Origin of the sequence: Pseudomonas silensiensis (genome assembly GCF_050434865.1) — a bacterium.
Lineage (GTDB): Bacteria > Pseudomonadota > Gammaproteobacteria > Pseudomonadales > Pseudomonadaceae > Aquipseudomonas > Aquipseudomonas fluorescens_W.
On record NZ_JBNDJH010000003.1, the window covers coordinates 400113 to 421212 of the forward strand.

General features: G+C 57.2%; 19 protein-coding genes and 2 tRNA genes. 3 read left to right on the plus strand and 18 right to left on the minus strand.

The genetic code is table 11. The features are described 5' to 3' along the window. Nucleotides 1-16 precede the first annotated feature (16 nt). The 9 genes from rimP to rlmE all read right to left on the minus strand — a co-directional run bounded on the left by rimP (nt 17) and on the right by rlmE (nt 7063). Complete coding sequence (gene rimP, locus QF010_RS06445) at nt 17-475, minus strand: ribosome maturation factor RimP (protein ID WP_010463487.1); 459 nt, start codon at nt 473-475, stop codon at nt 17-19. Nucleotides 476-613: 138 nt separating this feature from the next. Beyond that, nucleotides 614-690: transfer RNA gene (locus QF010_RS06450), tRNA-Met, on the minus strand. A 96-nt stretch (nt 691-786) separates the two neighbouring features. Then, a tRNA-Leu gene (locus tag QF010_RS06455) sits at nt 787-872 on the minus strand. 21 nt (nt 873-893) lie between these two features. Continuing rightward, nucleotides 894-1277 (minus strand): preprotein translocase subunit SecG, encoded by a 384-nt coding sequence (gene secG, locus QF010_RS06460; protein ID WP_017336473.1) that lies wholly within the window; start codon nt 1275-1277, stop codon nt 894-896. Between the two features lie 4 nt (nt 1278-1281). Next, nucleotides 1282-2037 (minus strand): triose-phosphate isomerase, encoded by a 756-nt coding sequence (tpiA, locus tag QF010_RS06465; protein WP_429532624.1) that lies wholly within the window; start codon nt 2035-2037, stop codon nt 1282-1284. Between the two features lie 66 nt (nt 2038-2103). Further along, nucleotides 2104-3441 carry a phosphoglucosamine mutase gene (gene glmM / locus QF010_RS06470; RefSeq protein WP_429532625.1) on the minus strand — a complete coding sequence of 446 codons (1338 nt, stop codon included), beginning with the start codon at nt 3439-3441 and terminating at the stop codon, nt 2104-2106. A 16-nt stretch (nt 3442-3457) separates the two neighbouring features. Next, nucleotides 3458-4309, minus strand: coding sequence for a dihydropteroate synthase (gene folP / locus QF010_RS06475; RefSeq protein ID WP_033058122.1), 852 nt, complete (start codon nt 4307-4309; stop codon nt 3458-3460). Nucleotides 4310-4317: 8 nt separating this feature from the next. Beyond that, nucleotides 4318-6231: an ATP-dependent zinc metalloprotease FtsH gene (gene ftsH / locus QF010_RS06480; RefSeq protein WP_429532626.1), complete on the minus strand. Its 1914-nt coding sequence runs from the start codon at nt 6229-6231 to the stop codon at nt 4318-4320. Between the two features lie 202 nt (nt 6232-6433). Then, nucleotides 6434-7063 carry a 23S rRNA (uridine(2552)-2'-O)-methyltransferase RlmE gene (gene rlmE, locus QF010_RS06485; RefSeq protein WP_046054045.1) on the minus strand — a complete coding sequence of 210 codons (630 nt, stop codon included), beginning with the start codon at nt 7061-7063 and terminating at the stop codon, nt 6434-6436. Nucleotides 7064-7164: 101 nt separating this feature from the next. On the opposite strand from rlmE, the gene QF010_RS06490 reads away from it, so the two are divergent. After that, nucleotides 7165-7473 carry a YhbY family RNA-binding protein gene (locus QF010_RS06490; RefSeq protein WP_008057408.1) on the plus strand — a complete coding sequence of 103 codons (309 nt, stop codon included), beginning with the start codon at nt 7165-7167 and terminating at the stop codon, nt 7471-7473. Between the two features lie 9 nt (nt 7474-7482). Here QF010_RS06490 and QF010_RS06495 read toward each other — a convergent pair whose 3' ends face one another. The 8 genes from QF010_RS06495 to grpE all read right to left on the minus strand — a co-directional run bounded on the left by QF010_RS06495 (nt 7483) and on the right by grpE (nt 17955). Continuing rightward, nucleotides 7483-7887, minus strand: coding sequence for an MFS transporter (locus tag QF010_RS06495; protein ID WP_429511116.1), 405 nt, complete (start codon nt 7885-7887; stop codon nt 7483-7485). A gap of 28 nt (nt 7888-7915) precedes the next feature. Then, on the minus strand, nt 7916-8392 hold the full coding sequence (greA, locus tag QF010_RS06500) for a transcription elongation factor GreA (protein WP_033058235.1): 477 nt from the start codon (nt 8390-8392) through the stop codon (nt 7916-7918). A gap of 2 nt (nt 8393-8394) precedes the next feature. After that, on the minus strand, nt 8395-11616 hold the full coding sequence (carB, locus tag QF010_RS06505) for a carbamoyl-phosphate synthase large subunit (RefSeq protein ID WP_033058126.1): 3222 nt from the start codon (nt 11614-11616) through the stop codon (nt 8395-8397). 119 nt (nt 11617-11735) lie between these two features. Continuing rightward, nucleotides 11736-12872, minus strand: coding sequence for a glutamine-hydrolyzing carbamoyl-phosphate synthase small subunit (gene carA, locus QF010_RS06510; RefSeq protein ID WP_033058128.1), 1137 nt, complete (start codon nt 12870-12872; stop codon nt 11736-11738). 260 nt (nt 12873-13132) lie between these two features. Beyond that, the gene (gene dapB, locus QF010_RS06515; RefSeq protein ID WP_429532627.1) at nt 13133-13939 is read right to left on the minus strand and encodes a 4-hydroxy-tetrahydrodipicolinate reductase; all 807 of its coding nucleotides are present in this window, start codon (nt 13937-13939) and stop codon (nt 13133-13135) included. Nucleotides 13940-13948: 9 nt separating this feature from the next. After that, complete coding sequence (gene dnaJ, locus QF010_RS06520) at nt 13949-15073, minus strand: molecular chaperone DnaJ (RefSeq protein ID WP_033058131.1); 1125 nt, start codon at nt 15071-15073, stop codon at nt 13949-13951. A 296-nt stretch (nt 15074-15369) separates the two neighbouring features. Continuing rightward, nucleotides 15370-17286, minus strand: a complete 1917-nt coding sequence (gene dnaK, locus QF010_RS06525) for a molecular chaperone DnaK (protein WP_008149038.1) — start codon at nt 17284-17286, stop codon at nt 15370-15372. 102 nt (nt 17287-17388) lie between these two features. After that, nucleotides 17389-17955, minus strand: coding sequence for a nucleotide exchange factor GrpE (grpE, locus tag QF010_RS06530; protein WP_033058135.1), 567 nt, complete (start codon nt 17953-17955; stop codon nt 17389-17391). 241 nt (nt 17956-18196) lie between these two features. Between grpE and recN the strand changes: the two genes are divergently transcribed. Then, entirely contained in the window at nt 18197-19870 is a 1674-nt protein-coding gene (recN, locus tag QF010_RS06535) for a DNA repair protein RecN (RefSeq protein WP_429511119.1), read from the plus strand. Nucleotides 19871-19945: 75 nt separating this feature from the next. On the opposite strand, the gene fur is transcribed toward recN, so the two are convergent. Beyond that, a complete protein-coding gene (fur, locus tag QF010_RS06540) occupies nt 19946-20350 on the minus strand; it encodes a ferric iron uptake transcriptional regulator (protein ID WP_003197684.1) in 405 nt (134 codons plus the stop codon). 97 nt (nt 20351-20447) lie between these two features. On the opposite strand from fur, the gene QF010_RS06545 reads away from it, so the two are divergent. Beyond that, on the plus strand, nt 20448-20975 hold the full coding sequence (locus QF010_RS06545) for an outer membrane protein assembly factor BamE (protein WP_008149042.1): 528 nt from the start codon (nt 20448-20450) through the stop codon (nt 20973-20975). Nucleotides 20976-21100: the final 125 nt, after the last annotated feature.

The following is a 21100-nucleotide window of genomic DNA, read 5'->3' on the forward strand; positions in this document are numbered from 1 at the left end:
CCGCGGGATCCGCGTCTCAGTCAAAACTGGGAATAATGTTGGCCTTGTCGATCATATCGATCGGCAACAGGAACTCATGGTCCTCTACCTGCACCACGACGTCCTGCTCTTCTACACCGCGCAGAAGGCCCTGAAAGTTGCGTCGGCCTTCAAAAGGCGAGCGCAGCTTGATCTTCACTTGTTCACCGGCAAATTTTGCAAACTGCTCAATAGTGAACAGCGGGCGTTCCATGCCAGGCGAGGAAACTTCAAGGGTGTATTCAACGGCGATTGGATCTTCAACATCCAGGACACCGCTGATCTGACGGCTGACAATGGCGCAATCGTCCACCAGCACACCGCCCTCTTTATCGATATAAACGCGCAACATTGAGTGGCGACCTTGAGCCGAAAACTCAATACCCCAGCATTCATAGCCTAGGGCCACGACCACCGGGGCCAGCAAGGCCTGCAACTCTTCTAGCTTGCTCGACACCTGAACCCCCTCGTGCATGTATGTGCATGCTGTGCAAAATAAAAAAATGGGCGAAACGCCCATCCTTGAAACGCCGTCGAACAGCGGCGTTGAAAGTGTCCAGCTAACAAAAAGCCCCTTAAAAGGGGCTCCTTAAACTGGTTGCGGGGGCCGGATTTGAACCGACGACCTTCGGGTTATGAGCCCGACGAGCTACCAGACTGCTCCACCCCGCGACAAAGCTGGGGCGGAAGTATACGACCGATCCCTGACAGGGTCAATGTAACCTTCCACCTACAAGAAAGCCCGCAACAGCGGGCTCTCCTGATAATTGGTACCGAGAAGGGGACTCGAACCCCTACACCCTATGGGCACAACCACCTCAAGGTTGCGTGTCTACCAATTCCACCACCTCGGCAATACTACGTTTGAAACCTTCTTACTTCTGCTCTTGAGCTGGAGGCACGTCAGTCGCTGGAGTAGCCGACTTTTGCTCTTGAAGCACCGGGACATCATCAGAAGCCGGTTGTTGCTTTGGAACTTCCAACACTGCTGGATTTGGCAAACCTACTTGAGTCAGCTGGTGAGCCTTCTCTTTAGCAAAGTAACCTAACCCTAAGCTGGTTATGAAGAAACCGGCGGCAAGTATAGCAGTAAACTTACTAAGAAAGGTAGAGGAACCTTGGCTTCCGAACACAGTATTTGAAGCACCTGCTCCGAAAGACGCGCCAGCATCCGCACCTTTACCCTGCTGCAGCAATACCAGAGCAACTACGCCCAATGCACCCAGCAGATGAAAAACGACTACGACTGTTTCCAGCATTTTTTCAGTTTCCCGCGGCGCGACAAATCGCACCGAACTCATCTGCATTCAGGGAAGCTCCACCAATGAGCCCCCCATCGATATCCGGCATGCCGAACAGTTCGACCGCATTGGCCGCCTTCACGCTGCCGCCGTATAGAAGCCGCACACCTTGTGCGACCTCAGAATTCTCTGCCGCCAACTGAGCGCGAATGGCTGCATGCACATCCTGCGCCTGTTGCGGCGAAGCAGTCAGCCCGGTACCAATGGCCCAGACCGGCTCGTAAGCAATTACTGCCTTTGCAAAGGCACCAACACCCAGCTCCTCTATGATACTGCCTAGCTGACGCCCGACAACCTCAAGAGTTTTTCCAGCTTCGCGCTCTTCAAGGGTCTCCCCTACGCACAATACCGGAATCAAGCCGCATGCCTGTGCCGCTGCGAACTTGCGAATCAGCATTCCGTCCTGCTCGCCCATTATCTGGCGGCGCTCGGAGTGCCCGACAAGCACCAGGGAACAACCTGCATCAACTAACTGACTCGGCGCAACTTCACCGGTCAATGCACCCTGCATGGATTCCACCGCAGAGTTCTGCGCGCCGACCGAAATCGACTTTTCCTTCAAGCCATCAATCACTAGATTGATATGCAAGCAAGGCGGGAATACCGCTACATCAACATCGCTCGGCAAGGCCAGATGACGAAGGCCATTGATCAGCTCAGCGACGCTGGCGCGGGTACCGTGCATCTTCCAGTTACCAGCTACCATAGGGCGACGCATGCTGTACCTCGTCGGTCAAAGTGGGCGCAGATGTTACCCAACACAATCATGGCTGGCAAGCCGAAATCAGGCAGAAACTTCAGTAACCAGTTTTGCCAGCTCTTCGGCGTAGCCGCGAACCTGTGTTTCGTCCTCGCCTTCGACCATGACACGCACCAGCGGCTCCGTCCCGGACTTGCGCAACAGCACGCGCCCACGACCCGCCATAGCCTTGGTAACGCGCTCGCTTGCCTCCTTGACGGACGGATGATCAAGAGGGCTCGCACCACCGCCGAATCGTACATTGATCAGCACCTGAGGGCACTTGCGCAGCGCCTGCCGCGATTGCGCCAACCCCTCGGAGCGGGTCTTCAGCGCCATCAATACCTGCAATGCGGCAATGATCGCGTCACCGGTGGTGGTGTGGTTGAAGCAGACAATGTGCCCCGAATTTTCACCACCCACCAGCCATTTGCGCTCCAACAGGTCTGCGATCACGTAACGATCACCGACGTTGGCGCGCACAAAAGGAATCGACAGATCCGCCAGAGCCAACTCCAGCCCCAGGTTACTCATCAATGTACCGACTACTCCGCCCTGCAATTTATCGTGCTCATGCAGATCGCGGGCAATGATGAATAGCAGCTCATCACCATCAACTATGGCGCCGGTATGATCCACCATCAGAACACGATCGCCATCACCGTCGAAAGCAATACCCAGATCAGCATGTTCTGCCAATACCGCGGCTTGCAACTGCCCCATATGGGTCGAACCGCAATTGTCATTGATGTTCAGCCCGTTAGGCTGAGCAGAAAGCACAACGACATCGGCCCCCAGCTCACGGAATACACTTGGCGCCACCTTGTAGGTCGCCCCGTGAGCGCAGTCGATCACGATCTTCAGGCCCGCGAAGCTGGTGCCGGTCGGGACGCTGCTTTTGCAGAATTCGATATAGCGACCTGACGCATCGTTGATGCGCGATACCTTGCCGATCTTGCTCGACTCAACCACGGTCATCGGGGTGTCGAGCAATTCTTCGATCATATGCTCGACTTCATCAGGAAGCTTGGTGCCCTTCCCGGAGAAAAACTTGATGCCATTGTCATCGTGAGGGTTGTGCGAGGCACTGATCACGATGCCCGCTTCGGCCTGGAAGGTACGCGTCAGGTAGGCGATGGCCGGTGTCGGCATCGGCCCCAGGAGCATGACATCGGCACCTGCCGATGTAAGTCCGGCCTCGAGCGCAGATTCGAACATATACCCGGAGATCCGCGTGTCCTTGCCCACCAATACCTTGCAGGCGCCCATTTTGCGGAACGCCATGCCAGCAGCCCAGCCGAGCTTGAGCATGAAGTCAGGAGTAATCGGATATTCGCCGACCCGACCACGAATGCCGTCGGTGCCAAAGTATTTTTTAGTCATAAGTACTCCATCATTCTTATTCGGCTGAGTCCACTGCGGCGATCATTCGCACCACATCGACGGTTTCGGCCACATCATGGACGCGCAATATACGCGCACCCTTGACCGAAGCCAGCGCTGCAAGCGCCAGACCACCATACAGACGCTCGCCAACCGGACGATTCAATGCCTGACCTATCATGCTCTTACGCGAGACCCCGACCAACAGGGGTCGCCCCAAGGCATGCAAGGCCTCCATATGCTTGAACAAGCTTAGATTGTGCTGCAAGGTTTTTGCGAAGCCAAAGCCCGGATCCAGGATGATCCGGTCCGCCGTAATTCCTACCGACGCACACTGAGCCATGCGCTCGGCAAGAAACTCGCCGACCTCTTTCGTGACGTCCTGGTACTGCGGATTGTCCTGCATGTCGCCCGGTTCACCGAGCATATGCATGAGACAGACTGGCAAGCCGGTGGCCGCAGCCGCATCCAGAGCACCATCACGCCGCAGCGAGCGCACGTCATTGATCAACCCCGCGCCAAGCCGTGCGGCTTCGCGCATGACAGCCGGGGTGGAAGTGTCGACCGAGATAATTACATCCAGCTCGCGATGTATTCGCTCGACGACCGGAGCTACGCGTTCAAGCTCCTCCAGCGGTGAAACCACCCTGGCACCCGGCCGGGTCGATTCGCCACCGACATCAATCAACGTCGCGCCGGCCGCCACCATAGCCTCAGCGTGGCGCAAGGCCGCATCGAGCTGGCTAAATTGGCCGCCATCAGAGAAGGAATCGGGAGTGACATTGAGAATACCCATGACGTGCGTCAGGGCTAAATCAAGAACCCGATTGCCGCAAGGCAACCGGGTCGAGGACTGAACAGAAGTCATTTCAAACCTTAAACGTCAGCAGCCGGACCGCCGATCGGTGTTTCCAGACGCGGATCCTGTGCTACCGGAGGAGTTCCGGAGGTACCGGTGCCGCCGCCTGACCAGTCGCGAGGCTCACGAGGCGTACGACCCGCCATGATGTCGTCGATCTGATCAGCGTCGATCGTTTCGTACTTCATCAAGGCATCAGCCATGGCGTCGAGCTTGTCACGGTTATCAGTGAGGATCTGCTTCGCCGTGCCGTAGCACTGATCGATGATGCTGCGCACTTCGGAGTCGATCAACTTGGCTGTCTCACCGGAGAAGCTTGCACCCTGACCGCCACCGCCGCGACCGAGGAACACTTCGCCCTCTTCTTCTGCGTACATCAACGGACCTAGTTTTTCCGACAAGCCCCACTTGGTCACCATGTTCCGTGCAATCTGGCTGGCACGCATGATGTCGTTTGACGCACCGGTGGTGACGCCGTCGAAGCCCAAGGTCATTTCTTCAGCAATACGACCGCCATACAACGAGCAGATCTGACTGATCAACGCACGCTTGGACAGGCTGTAGCGATCTTCTTCCGGCAGAAACATGGTCACACCCAGCGCACGACCGCGCGGGATGATCGACACCTTGTAGACCGGGTCATGCTCAGGCACTACGCGCCCAACAATAGCGTGACCTGCCTCATGGTAAGCGGTGTTTTGCTTCTCTTTCTCGGACATGACCATGGATTTGCGCTCGGCGCCCATCATGATCTTGTCTTTGGCCAACTCAAATTCTTTCATTTCGACGATGCGCTTGCCGGCACGGGCCGCGAACAACGACGCCTCGTTCACCAGGTTAGCCAGGTCAGCACCAGAGAAACCAGGGGTACCACGAGCGATCACGGCCGGAGCGACATCGTCACCCATTGGCACTTTTCGCATGTGAACCTTGAGAATCTGCTCGCGACCACGGATATCCGGCAGACCGACGACAACCTGACGGTCGAAACGGCCCGGACGCAGCAACGCAGGGTCCAGCACATCCGGACGGTTGGTTGCAGCGATGACGATAATGCCGTCGTTCATTTCGAAGCCGTCCATCTCTACCAGCAACTGGTTGAGAGTCTGCTCGCGCTCATCGTGACCACCACCCATCCCGGCGCCACGATGGCGACCGACGGCGTCGATTTCATCGATGAAGATGATGCAAGGCGCGTGCTTCTTGGCCTGCTCGAACATGTCACGAACACGGCTGGCACCGACACCGACAAACATTTCGACAAAATCGGAACCGGAAATAGTGAAGAACGGTACTTTTGCTTCGCCTGCAATCGCTTTGGCGAGCAACGTTTTACCGGTACCTGGAGGCCCCACCATCAGCACGCCGCGAGGAATGCGACCACCCAGACGCTGGAACTTGCCCGGATCACGCAAGAACTCGACCAGCTCACCAACTTCTTCCTTGGCTTCGTCACAACCGGCAACGTCACCCAAGGTGGTTTTCACCTGATCCTCGGAGAGCAGGCGCGCCTTACTCTTGCCGAAGCTCATTGGCCCGCCCTTTCCACCGGCGCCGCCCTGCATCTGCCGCATGAAGAACATGAACACGGCGATGATCACCAGGATCGGGAAGCTTGCGACCAGGAGCTGAGTCCAGATGCTTTGCTGTTCAGGTTGCTTGCCTTCAACTACGACATGGTTGTCCACGAGGTCGCCGATCAGACCGTTGTCCTGGATTGCCGGACGAATGGTCTTGAAGCTGTCGCCATCGTTGCGTTTGCCGGTAATCACGTAGCCGTCAACCGCTACGCGCTCGACCTTTCCATCCTTGACCTGCTGGATGAAGTCGGAATAGTTGAGGGTCTGCGGCTCGTTAGGGCTGGAGAAGTTGTTCATCACTGTCACCAGGACAGCCGCGATGATCAACCACAGGATCAGATTCTTTGCCATATCGTTCAATTAACTACCCTCTGAAGCAAGCTCCGCTAATGGCGCGCGCTTCGCATGATATTCACCGGCCTAACTTACTACATTACCTACGGCTCTGGCAGGCGCCGTCTGTAACCCTTTGTGAAACACTTTCTACACAATATTCGTTTATGCACGCGGGGCGAAATACGAAAAACCTATCACCCCGCAAAAAAACCTCGTTTTACTCACTACGGCCGCGATAGCCCCAAGCCAGCATGTATTGCTCGCGGGAACTGCCACGGGAAGAGTCCGGCTTGATCATCTGGACCTTGTCGAACTTCTGACGAGCGTCCTTCACGTAAGCATCAAACCCCTCACCCTGAAACACCTTGATCACGAAATTACCACCCGGCTTGAGTATCCGAGCCGCCAGATCAAGAGCCAGCTCGCAAAGAAACATGGCTTTTGGCATGTCTACGGCAGGCGTACCACTCATATTGGGGGCCATATCGGAAATCACAAGGTCCACCTGCGAATTACCCACGGCTTCAAGGATCTGAGCGAGCACTTCGTCCTGGGTGAAGTCACCCTGGATGAAAGTCACGTCCGGAATGCTGTCCATTTCGAGGATGTCCGACGCGATCAGGCGCCCCTGCCCACCGATCAGCCTGCTAGTGACCTGCGACCAGCCACCGGGCGCCGCACCCAGGTCGACAACGCTCATACCCGGACGGATCAGCTTGTATTTCTCTTGGACCTCCAGAAGCTTGTAACTCGCACGCGAGCGGTAGCCATCCTTCTGCGCCTGCTTCACATACGGATCATTGACATGTCTTTTCAGCCAACCAAGGCTTGTCTTGGAACGCGCCATTGGGCACCTCGATGATAAGGGTCGTGATTAATTGGGCGGATCCACGAACCCTCGGGTAAAATGGCCGCCATTTTACAGAATCCAGACTAAAGGGTCAGATTATGCCGCTCACTCAAGAGCAGAAGAAACAGTACAAATCCATTGGCCACCATTTGAAACCAGTTTTGATTGTGGCTGACAACGGTTTGACTGAAGGTGTATTAGCCGAACTTGAACGCGCTTTGGCGGATCACGAGCTGATCAAAATCAAGCTCAACATCCTCGATCGCGAGTCGCGTCTGGCGAACATTGCAGAACTGTGCAAGGTCGGCAAAGCGGACCTGGTTCAGGTCATCGGCAAGATGGCACTGATTTACCGCAAGAACTTCAGCGTCAACAAGCAGCTGTCGAACGTTCATCGCTTCAAGTGATGGCAAGGGTCAAGGGTGTGCTTCGCGCACCCTGCCACTCCATCCAGGCACCGGCTGCAACACCAGCACCAGCCCGGAAAAGCCCAGAACAAGATAGCTGAACACCTGCCAACGCACTGCATCCGGCCAACCGAAGCGCACCGCGAAAAACATCGCACACGCATACAGCGCCATCATTAGCAGTTGCCCACGAATATCGCGCCATAGACTGACGAGGCCCTCGGCCTGAACCAGCACCAAAGCCTGAAAAATCACGCACGCTGTGGCGAAACCCACCATCAGCGCATCAAGCATGCCTGCAATTTCGTCGATCAGCAGCGGCGCCAGGCCAATCTTGGCCAGCACCGGCAGCAGACCGATGTGCAACAGCCACAGGCCACCCACCCACAACATCTGAGTCAGTTGCCAAAGCATGGCGCCCGCATGTAGCGGGCGCCTGCGCTCAGATGTGGCGAACTTCGACAATCTCGTACTCGATAACGCCGCCAGGCGTTTTCACGGCAACCACATCACCCTCTTCCTTGGCAATCAAGGCGCGGGCCAATGGCGAGCCGACCGAAATCTTGCCGAGCTTGAAGTCAGCCTCATCCTCACCAACGATGTGGTAAGTGACGCTTTCATCCGTCTCGACGTTAGCGATTTCAACGGTGGTGCCGAAGATGACTTTGCCGGTGTGAGGAATGGTCGTGACATCGATGATCACCGCGTTTTGCATGCGGCCTTCGATGTCGCGGATCCGCGCCTCGACCATACCTTGCTGCTCGCGAGCAGCGTGGTATTCGGCGTTTTCTTTCAGGTCGCCCAACTCGCGGGCCGTACCGATGTCCTGGCTGAGCTTCGGACGGACGACCTTGGTCAGGTGAGCGTGTTCTTCTTCCAGGGCTTTCGCGCCCTGAACGGTCATTGGGTACTTGGTTATGCTCATGCCTTCAATCCTGCGTGTAGATCCTGCAAGCGGCGCACGGTCTTCTCGGGACCGAACTTCAGCGCTTCGCAGATAGCTTCGCCAGCAGCAATGGTAGTGGTGCAGTAAATCTTGTGCTGCAAGGCATTACGACGAATGGAGTACGAATCAGCGATCGATTGACGACCTTCGGTGGTGTTGATGATCAGGGTGACTTCGTCATTCTTGATCATGTCGACCACGTGCGGACGACCCTCGGTCACCTTGTTCACACGACGCACTTTCAGGCCTGCGGCTTCGATCAGCTTGGCAGTACCGGCAGTGGCGACCACTTCGAAGCCCAAGTTGATCAGATCACGGGCCACGCCTGCAACCAGTGGCTTGTCGTCATCACGCACGCTGATGAATGCGGTACCGCCGGTCGGCAGCACTTCGCTGGCGCCCATTTGGGCTTTGGCAAACGCTTCACCGAAGGTGTCGCCCACGCCCATCACTTCACCAGTGGACTTCATCTCTGGGCCCAGAATCGGGTCCACGCCAGGGAATTTGGCGAATGGGAACACCGCCTCTTTCACACTGTAGAAGTTCGGAATGATTTCTTTGGTGAAACCAATTTCCTTCAGAGTTTTACCGGCCATCACGCGAGCCGCGATCATTGCCAGGGAAACACCGATGCACTTGGACACGAACGGCACGGTACGGGAAGCGCGCGGGTTGACTTCGATGACGTAGATGTCTTCGCCTTGCAGCGCCAACTGAACGTTCATCAGGCCGACAACGCCCAGCTCCAGGGCCATTTTCTTGACCTGTTCGCGCATTTCGTCCTGGATGTGAGCAGGCAGCGAGTACGGCGGCAGGGAGCACGCGGAGTCACCGGAGTGAACGCCGGCCTGCTCGATGTGCTGCATGATTGCGCCGATCACCACGTCGGTGCCGTCGCAGACCGCATCCACGTCCATTTCGATCGCGCAGTTGAGGAAGTGGTCGAGCAGCACCGGGCTGTCGTTGGACACTTTCACCGCATCACGCAGGTAGCGCTTGAGCTCTTCTTCTTCGTAAACGATTTCCATCGCGCGGCCGCCCAGTACGTAGGACGGACGAACGACCAGCGGGTAACCGATTTTGGCCGCGGCACGAATCGCTTCGTCTTCGCTGCGCACGGTGGCGTTTGGCGGCTGACGCAGGTTCAGGCGCTCAACCATTTGCTGGAAACGCTCACGGTCTTCTGCACGGTCGATGGCGTCAGGGCTGGTGCCGATGATCGGCACGCCGGCTTCTTCCAGGGCACGAGCCAGTTTCAGCGGGGTTTGGCCGCCGTACTGGACGATCACGCCTTTCGGCTTCTCGACGCGGACGATTTCCAGTACGTCTTCCAGGGTCACTGGTTCGAAATACAGGCGATCGGAGGTGTCGTAATCGGTGGAAACGGTTTCCGGGTTGCAGTTGACCATGATGGTCTCGTAACCGTCTTCGCGCAGCGCCAGTGCCGCGTGTACGCAGCAGTAGTCGAACTCGATACCCTGGCCGATACGGTTAGGACCGCCGCCGAGGATCATGATCTTGTCACGGCCCGACGGCGCAGCTTCGCACTCTTCCTCGTAAGTTGAGTACATGTAGGCGGTGTCGGTGGCGAACTCGGCCGCGCAGGTGTCAACGCGCTTGTAGACCGGGAAGATTTCCAACTTGTGACGGTGGCGACGCAGAGCCTTCTCGGTCACGCCCAGCAGCTTGGCCAGACGCATGTCGGAGAAGCCTTTGCGCTTGAGGCGGAACATCAAGTCGCGGTCGATGCTGGCCAGACCCAGGGTCTTGATCTTCTCTTCTTCCTTGATCAGATCTTCGATCTGTACCAGGAACCACGGGTCGATCATGTTCATGCCGAAGATGTCTTCGACCGACAGGCCGGCTCGGAAGGCGTCAGCCACGTACCAGATACGCTCGGCACCCGGCACGGTCAGTTCGCGCTTGAGGATGCTCATGCTTTCCGGATTGCTCAGGTCGAGCTTCTCGTCCAGGCCGCAAACGCCCACTTCCAGACCGCGCAGGGCTTTCTGCAGGGACTCCTGGAAAGTCCGGCCGATGGCCATGACTTCACCCACCGACTTCATTTGAGTGGTCAGGCGCGCGTCGGCTTTCGGGAATTTCTCGAAGGCGAAGCGTGGCAGTTTGGTCACGACGTAGTCGATGGACGGCTCGAAGGATGCAGGAGTAGCGCCACCGGTGATTTCGTTCTGCAGCTCGTCCAGGGTGTAGCCGATCGCCAGCTTGGCAGCGATACGCGCAATCGGGAAACCAGTGGCTTTCGAGGCCAGCGCCGAAGAGCGGGATACACGCGGGTTCATCTCGATCACGACCATACGGCCAGTGTCCGGGCAGATGCCAAACTGAACGTTGGAGCCGCCGGTTTCCACGCCGATCTCACGCAGTACCGCCAACGAGGCGTTACGCATGATCTGGTATTCCTTGTCCGTCAGGGTTTGTGCAGGAGCAACGGTGATCGAGTCACCGGTGTGCACGCCCATCGGGTCAAAGTTTTCGATGGAGCAGACGATGATGCAGTTGTCCTTCTTATCGCGGACAACCTCCATCTCATATTCTTTCCAGCCGATCAGGGATTCGTCGATCAGCAGCTCTTTGGTCGGCGACAGGTCGAGGCCGCGGGCGCAGATTTCTTCGAACTCTTCACGGTTGTAAGCGATACCGCCACCAGTGCCGCCCATGGTGAAGGACGGACGGATGATGCACGGGAAGCCAAGCTTCTCGAGAACCACGTTGGCCTCTTCCATGCTGTGGGCGATACCCGAACGCGGGCAGTCCAGGCCGATGGATTTCATCGCCTTGTCGAAGCGCGAACGGTCTTCTGCCTTGTCGATGGTGTCAGCATTGGCGCCGATCATCTCTACGCCGAACTTCTCCAGAACGCCTTCGCGCTCCAGATCCAGTGCGCAGTTCAGAGCGGTCTGGCCACCCATGGTCGGCAGCAGCGCGTCCGGACGCTCCTTCTCGATGATCTTGGCAACCGTCTGCCACTTGATCGGCTCGATGTAGGTGGCGTCGGCCATGGCCGGGTCGGTCATGATGGTCGCTGGGTTGGAGTTCACCAGGATGACGCGGTAACCCTCCTCGCGCAGGGCTTTACAGGCCTGGGCGCCGGAGTAGTCGAATTCGCAGGCCTGGCCGATCACGATCGGGCCAGCGCCGAGAATCAGGATGCTTTTAATGTCTGTACGTTTTGGCATGGGTTTGTCACTCAAATCCGCAGGTCAGTCGGCAAGCCGTCTTGTTCAATCTTTGAAGACCTGAGGGGGCCACCGTGTGTCGGGACCGCCCTCAAGCTTTGCTACATCAAGGCGAGCGATTAGCGTCGCTTGGCCATTTCGTTGATGAAGCGATCAAACAGTGGTGCTACGTCGTTCGGGCCAGGGCTGGCTTCAGGGTGACCCTGGAAGCTGAAGGCGCTCTTGTCGGTACGTTCGATACCTTGCAGGGTGCCGTCGAACAGCGATTTGTGGATCGCCCGGACGTTGGCTGGCAGGGTCGCGTCGTCTACCGCAAAACCGTGGTTCTGGCTGGTGATCATCACCACACCGGTGTCCAGATCCTGGACCGGGTGGTTGGCACCATGGTGGCCGTGACCCATTTTCAGGGTCTTGGCACCGGAGGCCAGGGCCAGCAGTTGGTGACCAAGGCAGATACCGAAGACCGGAATGTCGGTTTCCAGCACATCCTTGATCGCCTGGATCGCGTAGTCGCAAGGCTCCGGGTCACCAGGGCCGTTGGACAGGAACACGCCGTCCGGCTTCAATGCCAGCGCTTCAGCAGCTGGCGTCTGTGCCGGCACCACGGTCACGCGGCAACCGCGCTCGACGAGCATGCGCAGGATGTTCAGCTTGACGCCGTAGTCGTAGGCAACCACGTGGTACGGCAGCTCAGAGGCCTCGATGGTCGCGTGGCTGTCGGTTTTCAAATCCCAGACAGTCGAGCGCCACTCGTATTTCTCTTTGGTGCTGACGACTTTCGCCAGGTCCATGCCTTTGAGGCCAGGGAAACCCTGGGCGGCGGCGATGGCGGCTTCTTCGGAAATGTTGTCACCGGCCATGATGCAGCCGTTCTGCGCGCCTTTTTCACGCAGGATGCGCGTCAGGCGGCGAGTGTCGATACCGGCGATTGCCACAACGTTGTTGGCTTTCAGGTAGTCGGACAGAGACATCGTGTTACGCCAGTTGCTCGCAACCAGTGGCAGGTCACGGATAACCAGGCCCGCGGACCAGACGCGGTTGGACTCGGCGTCTTCCGGCGTGGTGCCGGTATTGCCGATGTGCGGGTAAGTCAGGGTAACAATCTGTTGGGCGTAGGAAGGATCGGTAAGGATTTCCTGATAGCCGGTCATTGCGGTGTTGAACACCACCTCACCAACGGTTTGACCGTCGGCTCCAATGGCTTCGCCGCGAAAAATGCTGCCATCAGCAAGGGCGAGTATGGCTGGCTTAGTCAAGAAGACCTCCCGTAAATAAAGCCTGAAAGGGCGATCGCAGGTTGTAAAAAAGCGGAGTGACGTATGGACACGTCACCCCGCTTCTTCACCGAATAATTCTGCGCGCTTTTAGTGGACACACTAAAGCTGTAGCTTACAGAAAAAGGCATTTTTGGTCTACCGCCAATGAGCCTAAAAGGCCGGAGAATGCGACAGGACGTCGCTTGGCGGAATAAAACCGGGTTCAAACACACTCTTTGAACCCGATTTCGGGGCGCATCTTAACGCAGATCGAGTACATCTTGCATGTCGTAAAGACCCGGCTCACAACCGTCCAGCCACAACGCAGCACGTACCGCGCCCTTGGCGAAGGTCATGCGACTGGAAGCTTTATGCGTGATCTCCAGCCGCTCGCCCTCACAGGCGAACAGCACCGTATGATCGCCAACTACATCACCACCGCGAACAGTGGCAAAGCCGATCGCTTCACGCTCGCGAGCACCGGTATGACCTTCGCGACCATAAACCGCAACCTTCTGCAGATCACGATCCAGGGCGCTGGCGATGACTTCGCCCATGCGCAGAGCCGTACCTGAAGGCGCATCGATCTTGTGCCGATGATGAGCCTCGATGATCTCGATATCCGCGTCATCACCCAGCACACGAGCAGCCATGTCGAGCAGCTTCAGCGACAGGTTTACACCGACACTGAAATTGGCTGCGAACACGATCGGAATATCCTTGCCAGCCTCGGCCAGCAGCTGCTTCTGCGCGGCGTCCAGTCCTGTCGTGCCGATCACCATGGCCTTGCCCGCCTTACGGCAGAACGCCAGGTTTTTCAGCATGACTTCCGGGAGCGTGAAGTCGATCAATACGTCGAACTCATCAGCCACCGCGTCCAGATTGCCGGACAGCGGAACGCCGATACGCCCCAGCGAGGCCAGCTCACCAGCATCTACGCCAATCAGCGTGCTGCCAGGGCGTACGATGGCTGCCGTCAGCCCGGTCAGCGGCGCGCGCTGCTGCACCGCCTCGACCAGAATCTTGCCCATGCGCCCGGCAGCGCCCATCACAGCTATACGTCGCATGCCGACTCCTTACAAATCGCCGAAGAAGCGCTTCACGCCTTCGAACCAACCAGTGGTTTTAGGCGAATGGCTGTTGTCATCCGCCAGCGAGCTACGGAACTCTTCCAGCAGTTCGCGCTGACGACGCCCCAGATTGACCGGGGTTTCGACCGCCACCCGGCACATCAAGTCACCAGCACCGCCACCGCGAACTGGCGCCACGCCCTTGCCGCGAACACGGAACTGCTTGCCGGTCTGAGTCCCTTCAGGGATTTTCAGTTTGACTCGACCATCAAGGGTCGGAATCTCCAACTCGCCACCCAGCGCAGCATCGACAAAGCTGATTGGCACTTCGCAGAACAGGTGCTTGCCGTCGCGCTGGAAGATCGCGTGCTCACGCACGTTGATCACCACGTACAGGTCGCCAGTCGGACCACCCTGAGCACCCGCCTCGCCTTCGCCGGACAGGCGAATGCGGTCACCGGTATCGACACCGGCCGGCACTTTCACCGAGAGGGTTTTGTACTCTTCGACACGTCCTTGACCGTCGCACGAGCTGCACGGATCGGAAATGATCTTGCCTTGGCCATGGCAGCGCGGGCACGTCTGCTGCACCGAGAAAAAGCCCTGCTGCATACGGACTTGACCGATACCGCCGCAAGTCGGGCAAGTGATCGGCGCGGAGCCTTTCTTGGCGCCCGAACCGTCGCACGGCTTGCAGTTGACCAATGTCGGAACACGGATATTCACGGTCGTACCGCGCACCGCTTCTTCCAGGTTCAGTTCCAGGGTGTAGCGCAGGTCGCTGCCGCGCTGAGCGCCGCCACGAGAACCGCCGCGACCGCCGCCGAAGAAGTCACTGAAGACATCACCAAAGATGTCGGAGAAGTTCTGACCGCCAAACCCGGCACCGCCGCCGCCCATGCTTGGGTCAACACCGGCATGACCGTACTGGTCGTAGGCCGCGCGCTTGCTGGAATCGGACAGCACCTCGTAGGCCTCGTTGGCCTCCTTGAACATATCTTCCGACGCTTTGTCATCGGGATTACGGTCCGGGTGGTGCTTCATCGCCAGGCGACGGTAGGCCTTTTTCAGGTCTGCTTCGCTTGAGCCACGCTCAACACCCAATACTTCGTAATAGTCACGCTTTGCCATAAGTCTTTGCACTCTTAAGGACGTTCGGCAAACCTCTCCTGAGCCTTGCCAAACTCGTTGAGCCCCAATACAGGCCCGGACCCAACTCACGTCAATTCAACGATCCTGGTCTTTGATTCACGCGGTACTTTCGGCTCGAAAAGCAGGAGCATTCCCGGCCATACCGCCAACACACGAGCCTTGTCGCATGCTGTAAAAATTCGTTAACTCCAGACACGCCAACGCGGGAGCAAGCCCCCGCGCGGCGACATCCTACCAGTCACTGCCTAAAGGCAGTCAACCGGCCGACCAACAACTTACTTGTGGTCTTTGACTTCTTCGAACTCAGCGTCGACGACGTCGTCAGCCTTCTCAGCCGATTCGCCTTGCGGTGCAGCACCTTCAGCAGGTTGAGCCTGCTCGGCGTACATCTTCTGCGCTACTGGAGCGGAGACTTTCGACAGCTCTTCAACCTTGGCTTCGATCGCAGCCTTGTCGTCGCCTTTGACAGCGGCTTCCAGGGCAACAACAGCAGCTTCGATTGCAGTCTTCTCTTCAGCAGTCACTTTATCGCCAGCGTCTGCGACCATTTTGCGAGTCGAGTGAACCAGCGCATCGCCCTGGTTACGAGCAGTTGCCAGCTCTTCGAACTGGCGATCTGCGTCGACGTTGGCTTCAGCATCGCGAATCATCTGCTGAATTTCTTCCTCGGACAGACCGGAGTTGGCCTTGATCACGATCGACTGAGTCTTGCCGGTAGCCTTGTCTTTGGCGCCTACGTGCAGAATGCCGTTGGCGTCGATGTCGAAGGTCACTTCAATTTGTGGCACGCCACGTGGTGCTGGTGGAATCTCGGCCAGGTCGAACTTGCCCAAAGACTTGTTCTGAGCGGCTTGCTTACGCTCACCTTGCAGCACGTGAATGGTCACAGCGCCCTGGTTGTCGTCGGCAGTCGAGAACACTTGCGATTTCTTGGTAGGAATCGTGGTGTTTTTCTCGATCAGCGCGGTCATCACACCACCCATGGTTTCGATACCCAGGGTCAGCGGGCTAACGTCCAGCAGCAGAACGTCCTTCACATCACCGGCCAATACTGCGCCCTGGATAGCAGCACCCATGGCAACGGCTTCGTCCGGGTTCACGTCTTTACGTGCTTCTTTACCGAAGAACTCGGTCACCAGCTTCTGAACCAGTGGCATACGGGTCTGACCGCCGACCAGGATCACGTCATTGATAGCGCCAATGTCGATACCGGAGTCTTTCAGAGCGATGCGGCAAGGTTCGATGGTGCGCTGAACCAGGTCCTCTACCAGCGCTTCGAGCTTGGCGCGGGAGATTTTCACGTTCAAGTGCTTAGGACCGGTGGCGTCTGCAGTGATGTACGGCAGGTTCACGTCGGTCGAATTGCTCGAAGACAGTTCGATCTTGGCTTTTTCAGCGGCTTCTTTCAGGCGCTGCATGGCCAGCGGGTCACCTTTAAGGTTCATGCCGCTTTCTTTCTTGAATTCGTCAACGAGGTAGTCGATCAGACGAATGTCAAAGTCTTCACCACCCAGGAACGTATCACCGTTGGTGGCCAATACTTCGAACTGGTGTTCGCCATCGACTTCAGCGATTTCGATCACGGAAACGTCGAAAGTACCGCCGCCCAAGTCGTAAACGATCACGGTGTGATCGCCCTTCGCCTTGTCCATACCGTAAGCCAGAGCGGCTGCGGTTGGTTCGTTGATGATACGTTTTACGTCCAGGCCCGCGATGCGGCCGGCGTCTTTGGTGGCTTGACGCTGGCTGTCGTTGAAGTAGGCCGGAACGGTGATTACCGCTTCGGTCACTGGCTCGCCGAGGTAGTCTTCGGCGGTCTTCTTCATTTTCTTCAGAATTTCAGCCGAGATTTGTGGCGGCGACATTTTCTGGCCGTTCACTTCAACCCACGCATCGCCGTTATCAGCCTTGGCGATTTTGTAAGGGACCATCTTGATGTCTTTCTGTACGACTTCTTCGTCGAACTTACGACCGATCAGACGCTTCACCGCATACAGGGTGTTGTGCGGATTGGTCACAGCCTGACGTTTGGCCGATTGGCCAACGAGGATTTCACCATCGTTGGCGTAAGCGATGATCGACGGCGTGGTACGCGTGCCTTCAGCGTTTTCAATAACTTTGGCTACGCCGTTTTCAAGCACGGAGACGCAGGAGTTGGTAGTCCCCAGGTCGATACCGATAATTTTGCCCATGTTCACTCTCCCGAAACTTTGGATTTGGTTGCCGCAGCAGTGGTGGCTAACTGCGGTAGCACTTAAACGCTTGACTTCTAAATGGGGGCCTTGCGGCTAATTTCAAGCCTGCTCGTCAATCGAAGGCGAAACCGGTGCAGGTGCCTTGCTGACCACGACCATGGCCGGGCGCAGCAGGCGACCGTTGAGCTGATAGCCCTTCTGGAACACCTTGAGCACGCTGTTCGGCTCGACGTCGGCGCTTTCCTGCATGGCCATTGCCTGATGCTGAACGGCGTTGAACGGTTCGCCATGCGGATCGATTGCTTCCAGCTGATAACGCTTCAGGGTGTCCTGGAACATTTTCAGGGTCAGCTCGATGCCTTCGCGCATTGGACGAATGCTTTCGTCGTCCGGGCTGGACAACTCCAGACCACGCTCCAGGCTGTCGATGATCGGCAACAAGTCACCGGCGAATTTCTCCAGTGCGAATTTGTGAGCCTTTTCGACATCCTGCTCGGCGCGACGGCGGACGTTCTGCAGATCAGCCGCTACACGCAAAGCCTGATCATGTGCGCCAGCCAATTGCTCTTCGAGCACTTGAACACGAGCCGCCAGTTCATCACCCGAATCCTGGGCAGCCTGATCGGCGTCTAGGTTTTGCGTATCCACTGTCTGTTCGTCAGCCATAGATTTCTCCTTTCAATATCGTCCGCGAGCTCAACTCGCGCTTCTGCCCAGCTATATGGGGCCGCAAAATTCAGCTTCAAGGGGCGCTTATTTATTAACCCTACAAAAAACAGCTGCATTGTCATTCCCGGACGCACTAAGGATTTCGTCGGATCAAGCAAATCGAGCTAAGGGAGGGCATTGTCAGCCAGAAACAAAACACTGTATAAATAACCAGACCTAAAGCCTGGGAGCGGCCTTTATGCTGGTGCACCTGTCCGTACATAACTACGCCATCGTTGAACATCTCGATCTCGAACTCGATCGCGGGATGAGCGTGATCACTGGGGAAACCGGCGCCGGCAAGTCGATCATGCTCGACGCCCTCGGCCTGACACTGGGCGATCGCGCCGACAGCGGCGTGGTCCGTCCCGGCGCCGACAAGGCCGATATCCTGGCAACCTTCGACCTGGTCGATATTCCAGAAGCCAGTGTCTGGCTGGCCGAACGTGACCTGGAGAGCGATGGCCCGTGCATCCTGCGCCGGGTGATCACCGCCGAAGGGCGCTCGCGTGGCTACATCAACGGCACGCCCTGCCCCCTCGGCGACCTCAAAGCCCTGGGTGAACTGCTGATCGATATCCACAGCCAGCATGAACATCAATCCCTGCTCAAGACCGACACGCACCGCCGTCTGCTCGACGAATACGCCGGTGCAACGGACCTTGCCCGCCAGGTACACCTGGCCGCCCAACGTTGGCGCCAGACCCGCCAGGAGCTGGAACGCCTTTCCAATTCCGGCGATGAGCAGCGCGCTCGCCATCAATTGCTCAGCTATCAACTAGAAGAGCTGGAAAACCTCGGCCTCGGCGAAAACGAGCTGGAGCAGCTGGAGCAGGAACACAAGAACCTGACCAACGCCGAAACCCTGCTGGGCATTTGCCGGCAAGTGGTCGAACAATGCAGTGAAAGTGATTCCGGAAATGTGCTGAACGCCCTCACCGCCAGTCTCAATCGCCTTTCGAGCGTCAACAATTCGATTGGGGCCCTGGGTGAAGCCAGCAGCCTGCTGACCAGCGCACAGATTCAGGTTGAAGAAGCCGTGGGAGAACTGAACCGCTTCCTTGATAACTTCGATGCCGATCCAGCGCGTCTTCAGTACCTGGAAGAACGCCTTGATGCGATCTATACCATGGCGCGCAAACACCGCATCCAGCCGACCGAAGTGGCCGAGATGCAGCAGCGCCTGCTGGATGAAATCGAAACCCTGAATGCCAACGACGAATCCATCGAGCGACTGAGCGATGAACTGGCTTCCTATGCCCGTCATTATCAGGAAAAGGCTCGCGAGCTCAGCGATTTGCGCCATCAAGCCTCGAACAGCCTGGCCAGCGCCGTGGAGCATGAAATCCAGCGATTGGGCATGCCCGGTGGGCGCTTCACTATCGAGCTGCGACCCAACAGTAGCGATGAACTGCTACCCAATGGCCTTGAGCAGGTAGAGCTGCTGGTGAGTGCTAACCCGGGCCAACCTTTGAAAGCGCTGGCAAAAGTCGCGTCTGGCGGCGAATTGTCACGGATCAGCCTGGCGATACAAGTGATCACCGCACAGACCTCCCGCGTACCGACACTGGTGTTCGACGAAGTGGACGTAGGCATCGGCGGCCCGACCGCCGAAATCGTGGGCCAATTGCTGCGCCGACTTGGGGAGCGCGGGCAGGTATTGACGGTAACTCACTTGCCGCAGGTTGCAGCGCAGGGTCATCAACATTTATTCGTACACAAAGTGCGCGGCGAAGAGGCCACTCACACAGCCGTCTCCAAACTGAGCAAGAACGATCGTGTCGAAGAAGTGGCGCGGATGCTGGGCGGCATCGACCTTACAAAGGAATCCCTGGCTCACGCCAGGAAAATGGTCGTCACCGCGAAAATTTAAGACTGACAGAAAGCACGAAGGCGACCCTGGGGTCGCCTTCGCTCGTTTCGCGAACCTTAAGTTCGCGCGACATGCTTACTTTTTCTTGCGTACGTACAGCACAAGATTGTGATCAACCATCTCGAAGCCATACTTGTCGACGATTGCCTTCTGCAGTCGCTCGATTTCTTCGTCGAAGAATTCGATCACTTCACTGGTCTCAACGTTGACCATATGGTCGTGATGCTTGCCGTCGTCCAGCTCGAAGACCGCATGGCCCCCGTCGAAGTTGTGCCGCACCACAAGGCCAGCTGCCTCGAACTGGGTCAGGACACGGTAAACCGTGGCCAGACCGACGTCCTCACCAGCCTCCATCAGCGCCTTGTAGACATCCTCGGCACTCATGTGGCGTTGCTCGGCGGAATCGAGCATTTGCAGAATTTTGACCCGTGGAAGGGTCACTTTGAGGCCGGCTTTGCGTAGTTCGCTATTTTCAACCATGGTCAGCTTTCTCGCGATGCTGCTTCGCAGCTTCTCTTAATGCGGGTATGATCGGCGTTTACGTTGTCCCAGCCAAGATAGTGGAAGTCGCCCACCGATGCAAAACACCAAGCTCTTGCTAACCAGTTTCACCTTTGTGGGACTGCTCGCACTCGCCGGTTGTTCATTCCCCGGGGTTTACAAAATCGACATCCAGCAGGGCAATGTCGTCACGCAGGACATGATAGACCAGTTACGCCCGGGAATGACCCGCAAGCAAGTACGGTTTATCATGGGCAACCCTCTGTTGACCGACACGTTCCATGCCGATCGCTGGGATTATCTGTACAGCCTGCAACCGGGTGGCGGCGAACGCCAACAGGAACGCATTAGCGTTATCTTCAACCCAAATGACCAGCTTGTCAGCCTCTCTGGTGATTTCATGCCAGGCGTGAGCCGCGACGAAGCCATTCTCGGCAAGGACAGCGGCACTACAGTTGCTGCACCTGCAGAAAACGCCGAGAAGCCGAAACCAGAAAAACCGGTCAAGCCAGGTTCTTTGCTGGACCAGATCCAGAAGGATGTCGACGGTGTAGAAACCGTTCCAGTCCCGACTCCAGAACCTCTGGAAACCTCGCCGCAATAATTTGCGACGCAATAAAAAACCCGGCATGTCCGGGTTTAATGAGATGGTCAGCCTGACCGAGAAGCCCTGCAGGTTTACGCTTGCAGGGCTTTTCTCGTTTTCGGCGGAGGATCTCTCATGAACAC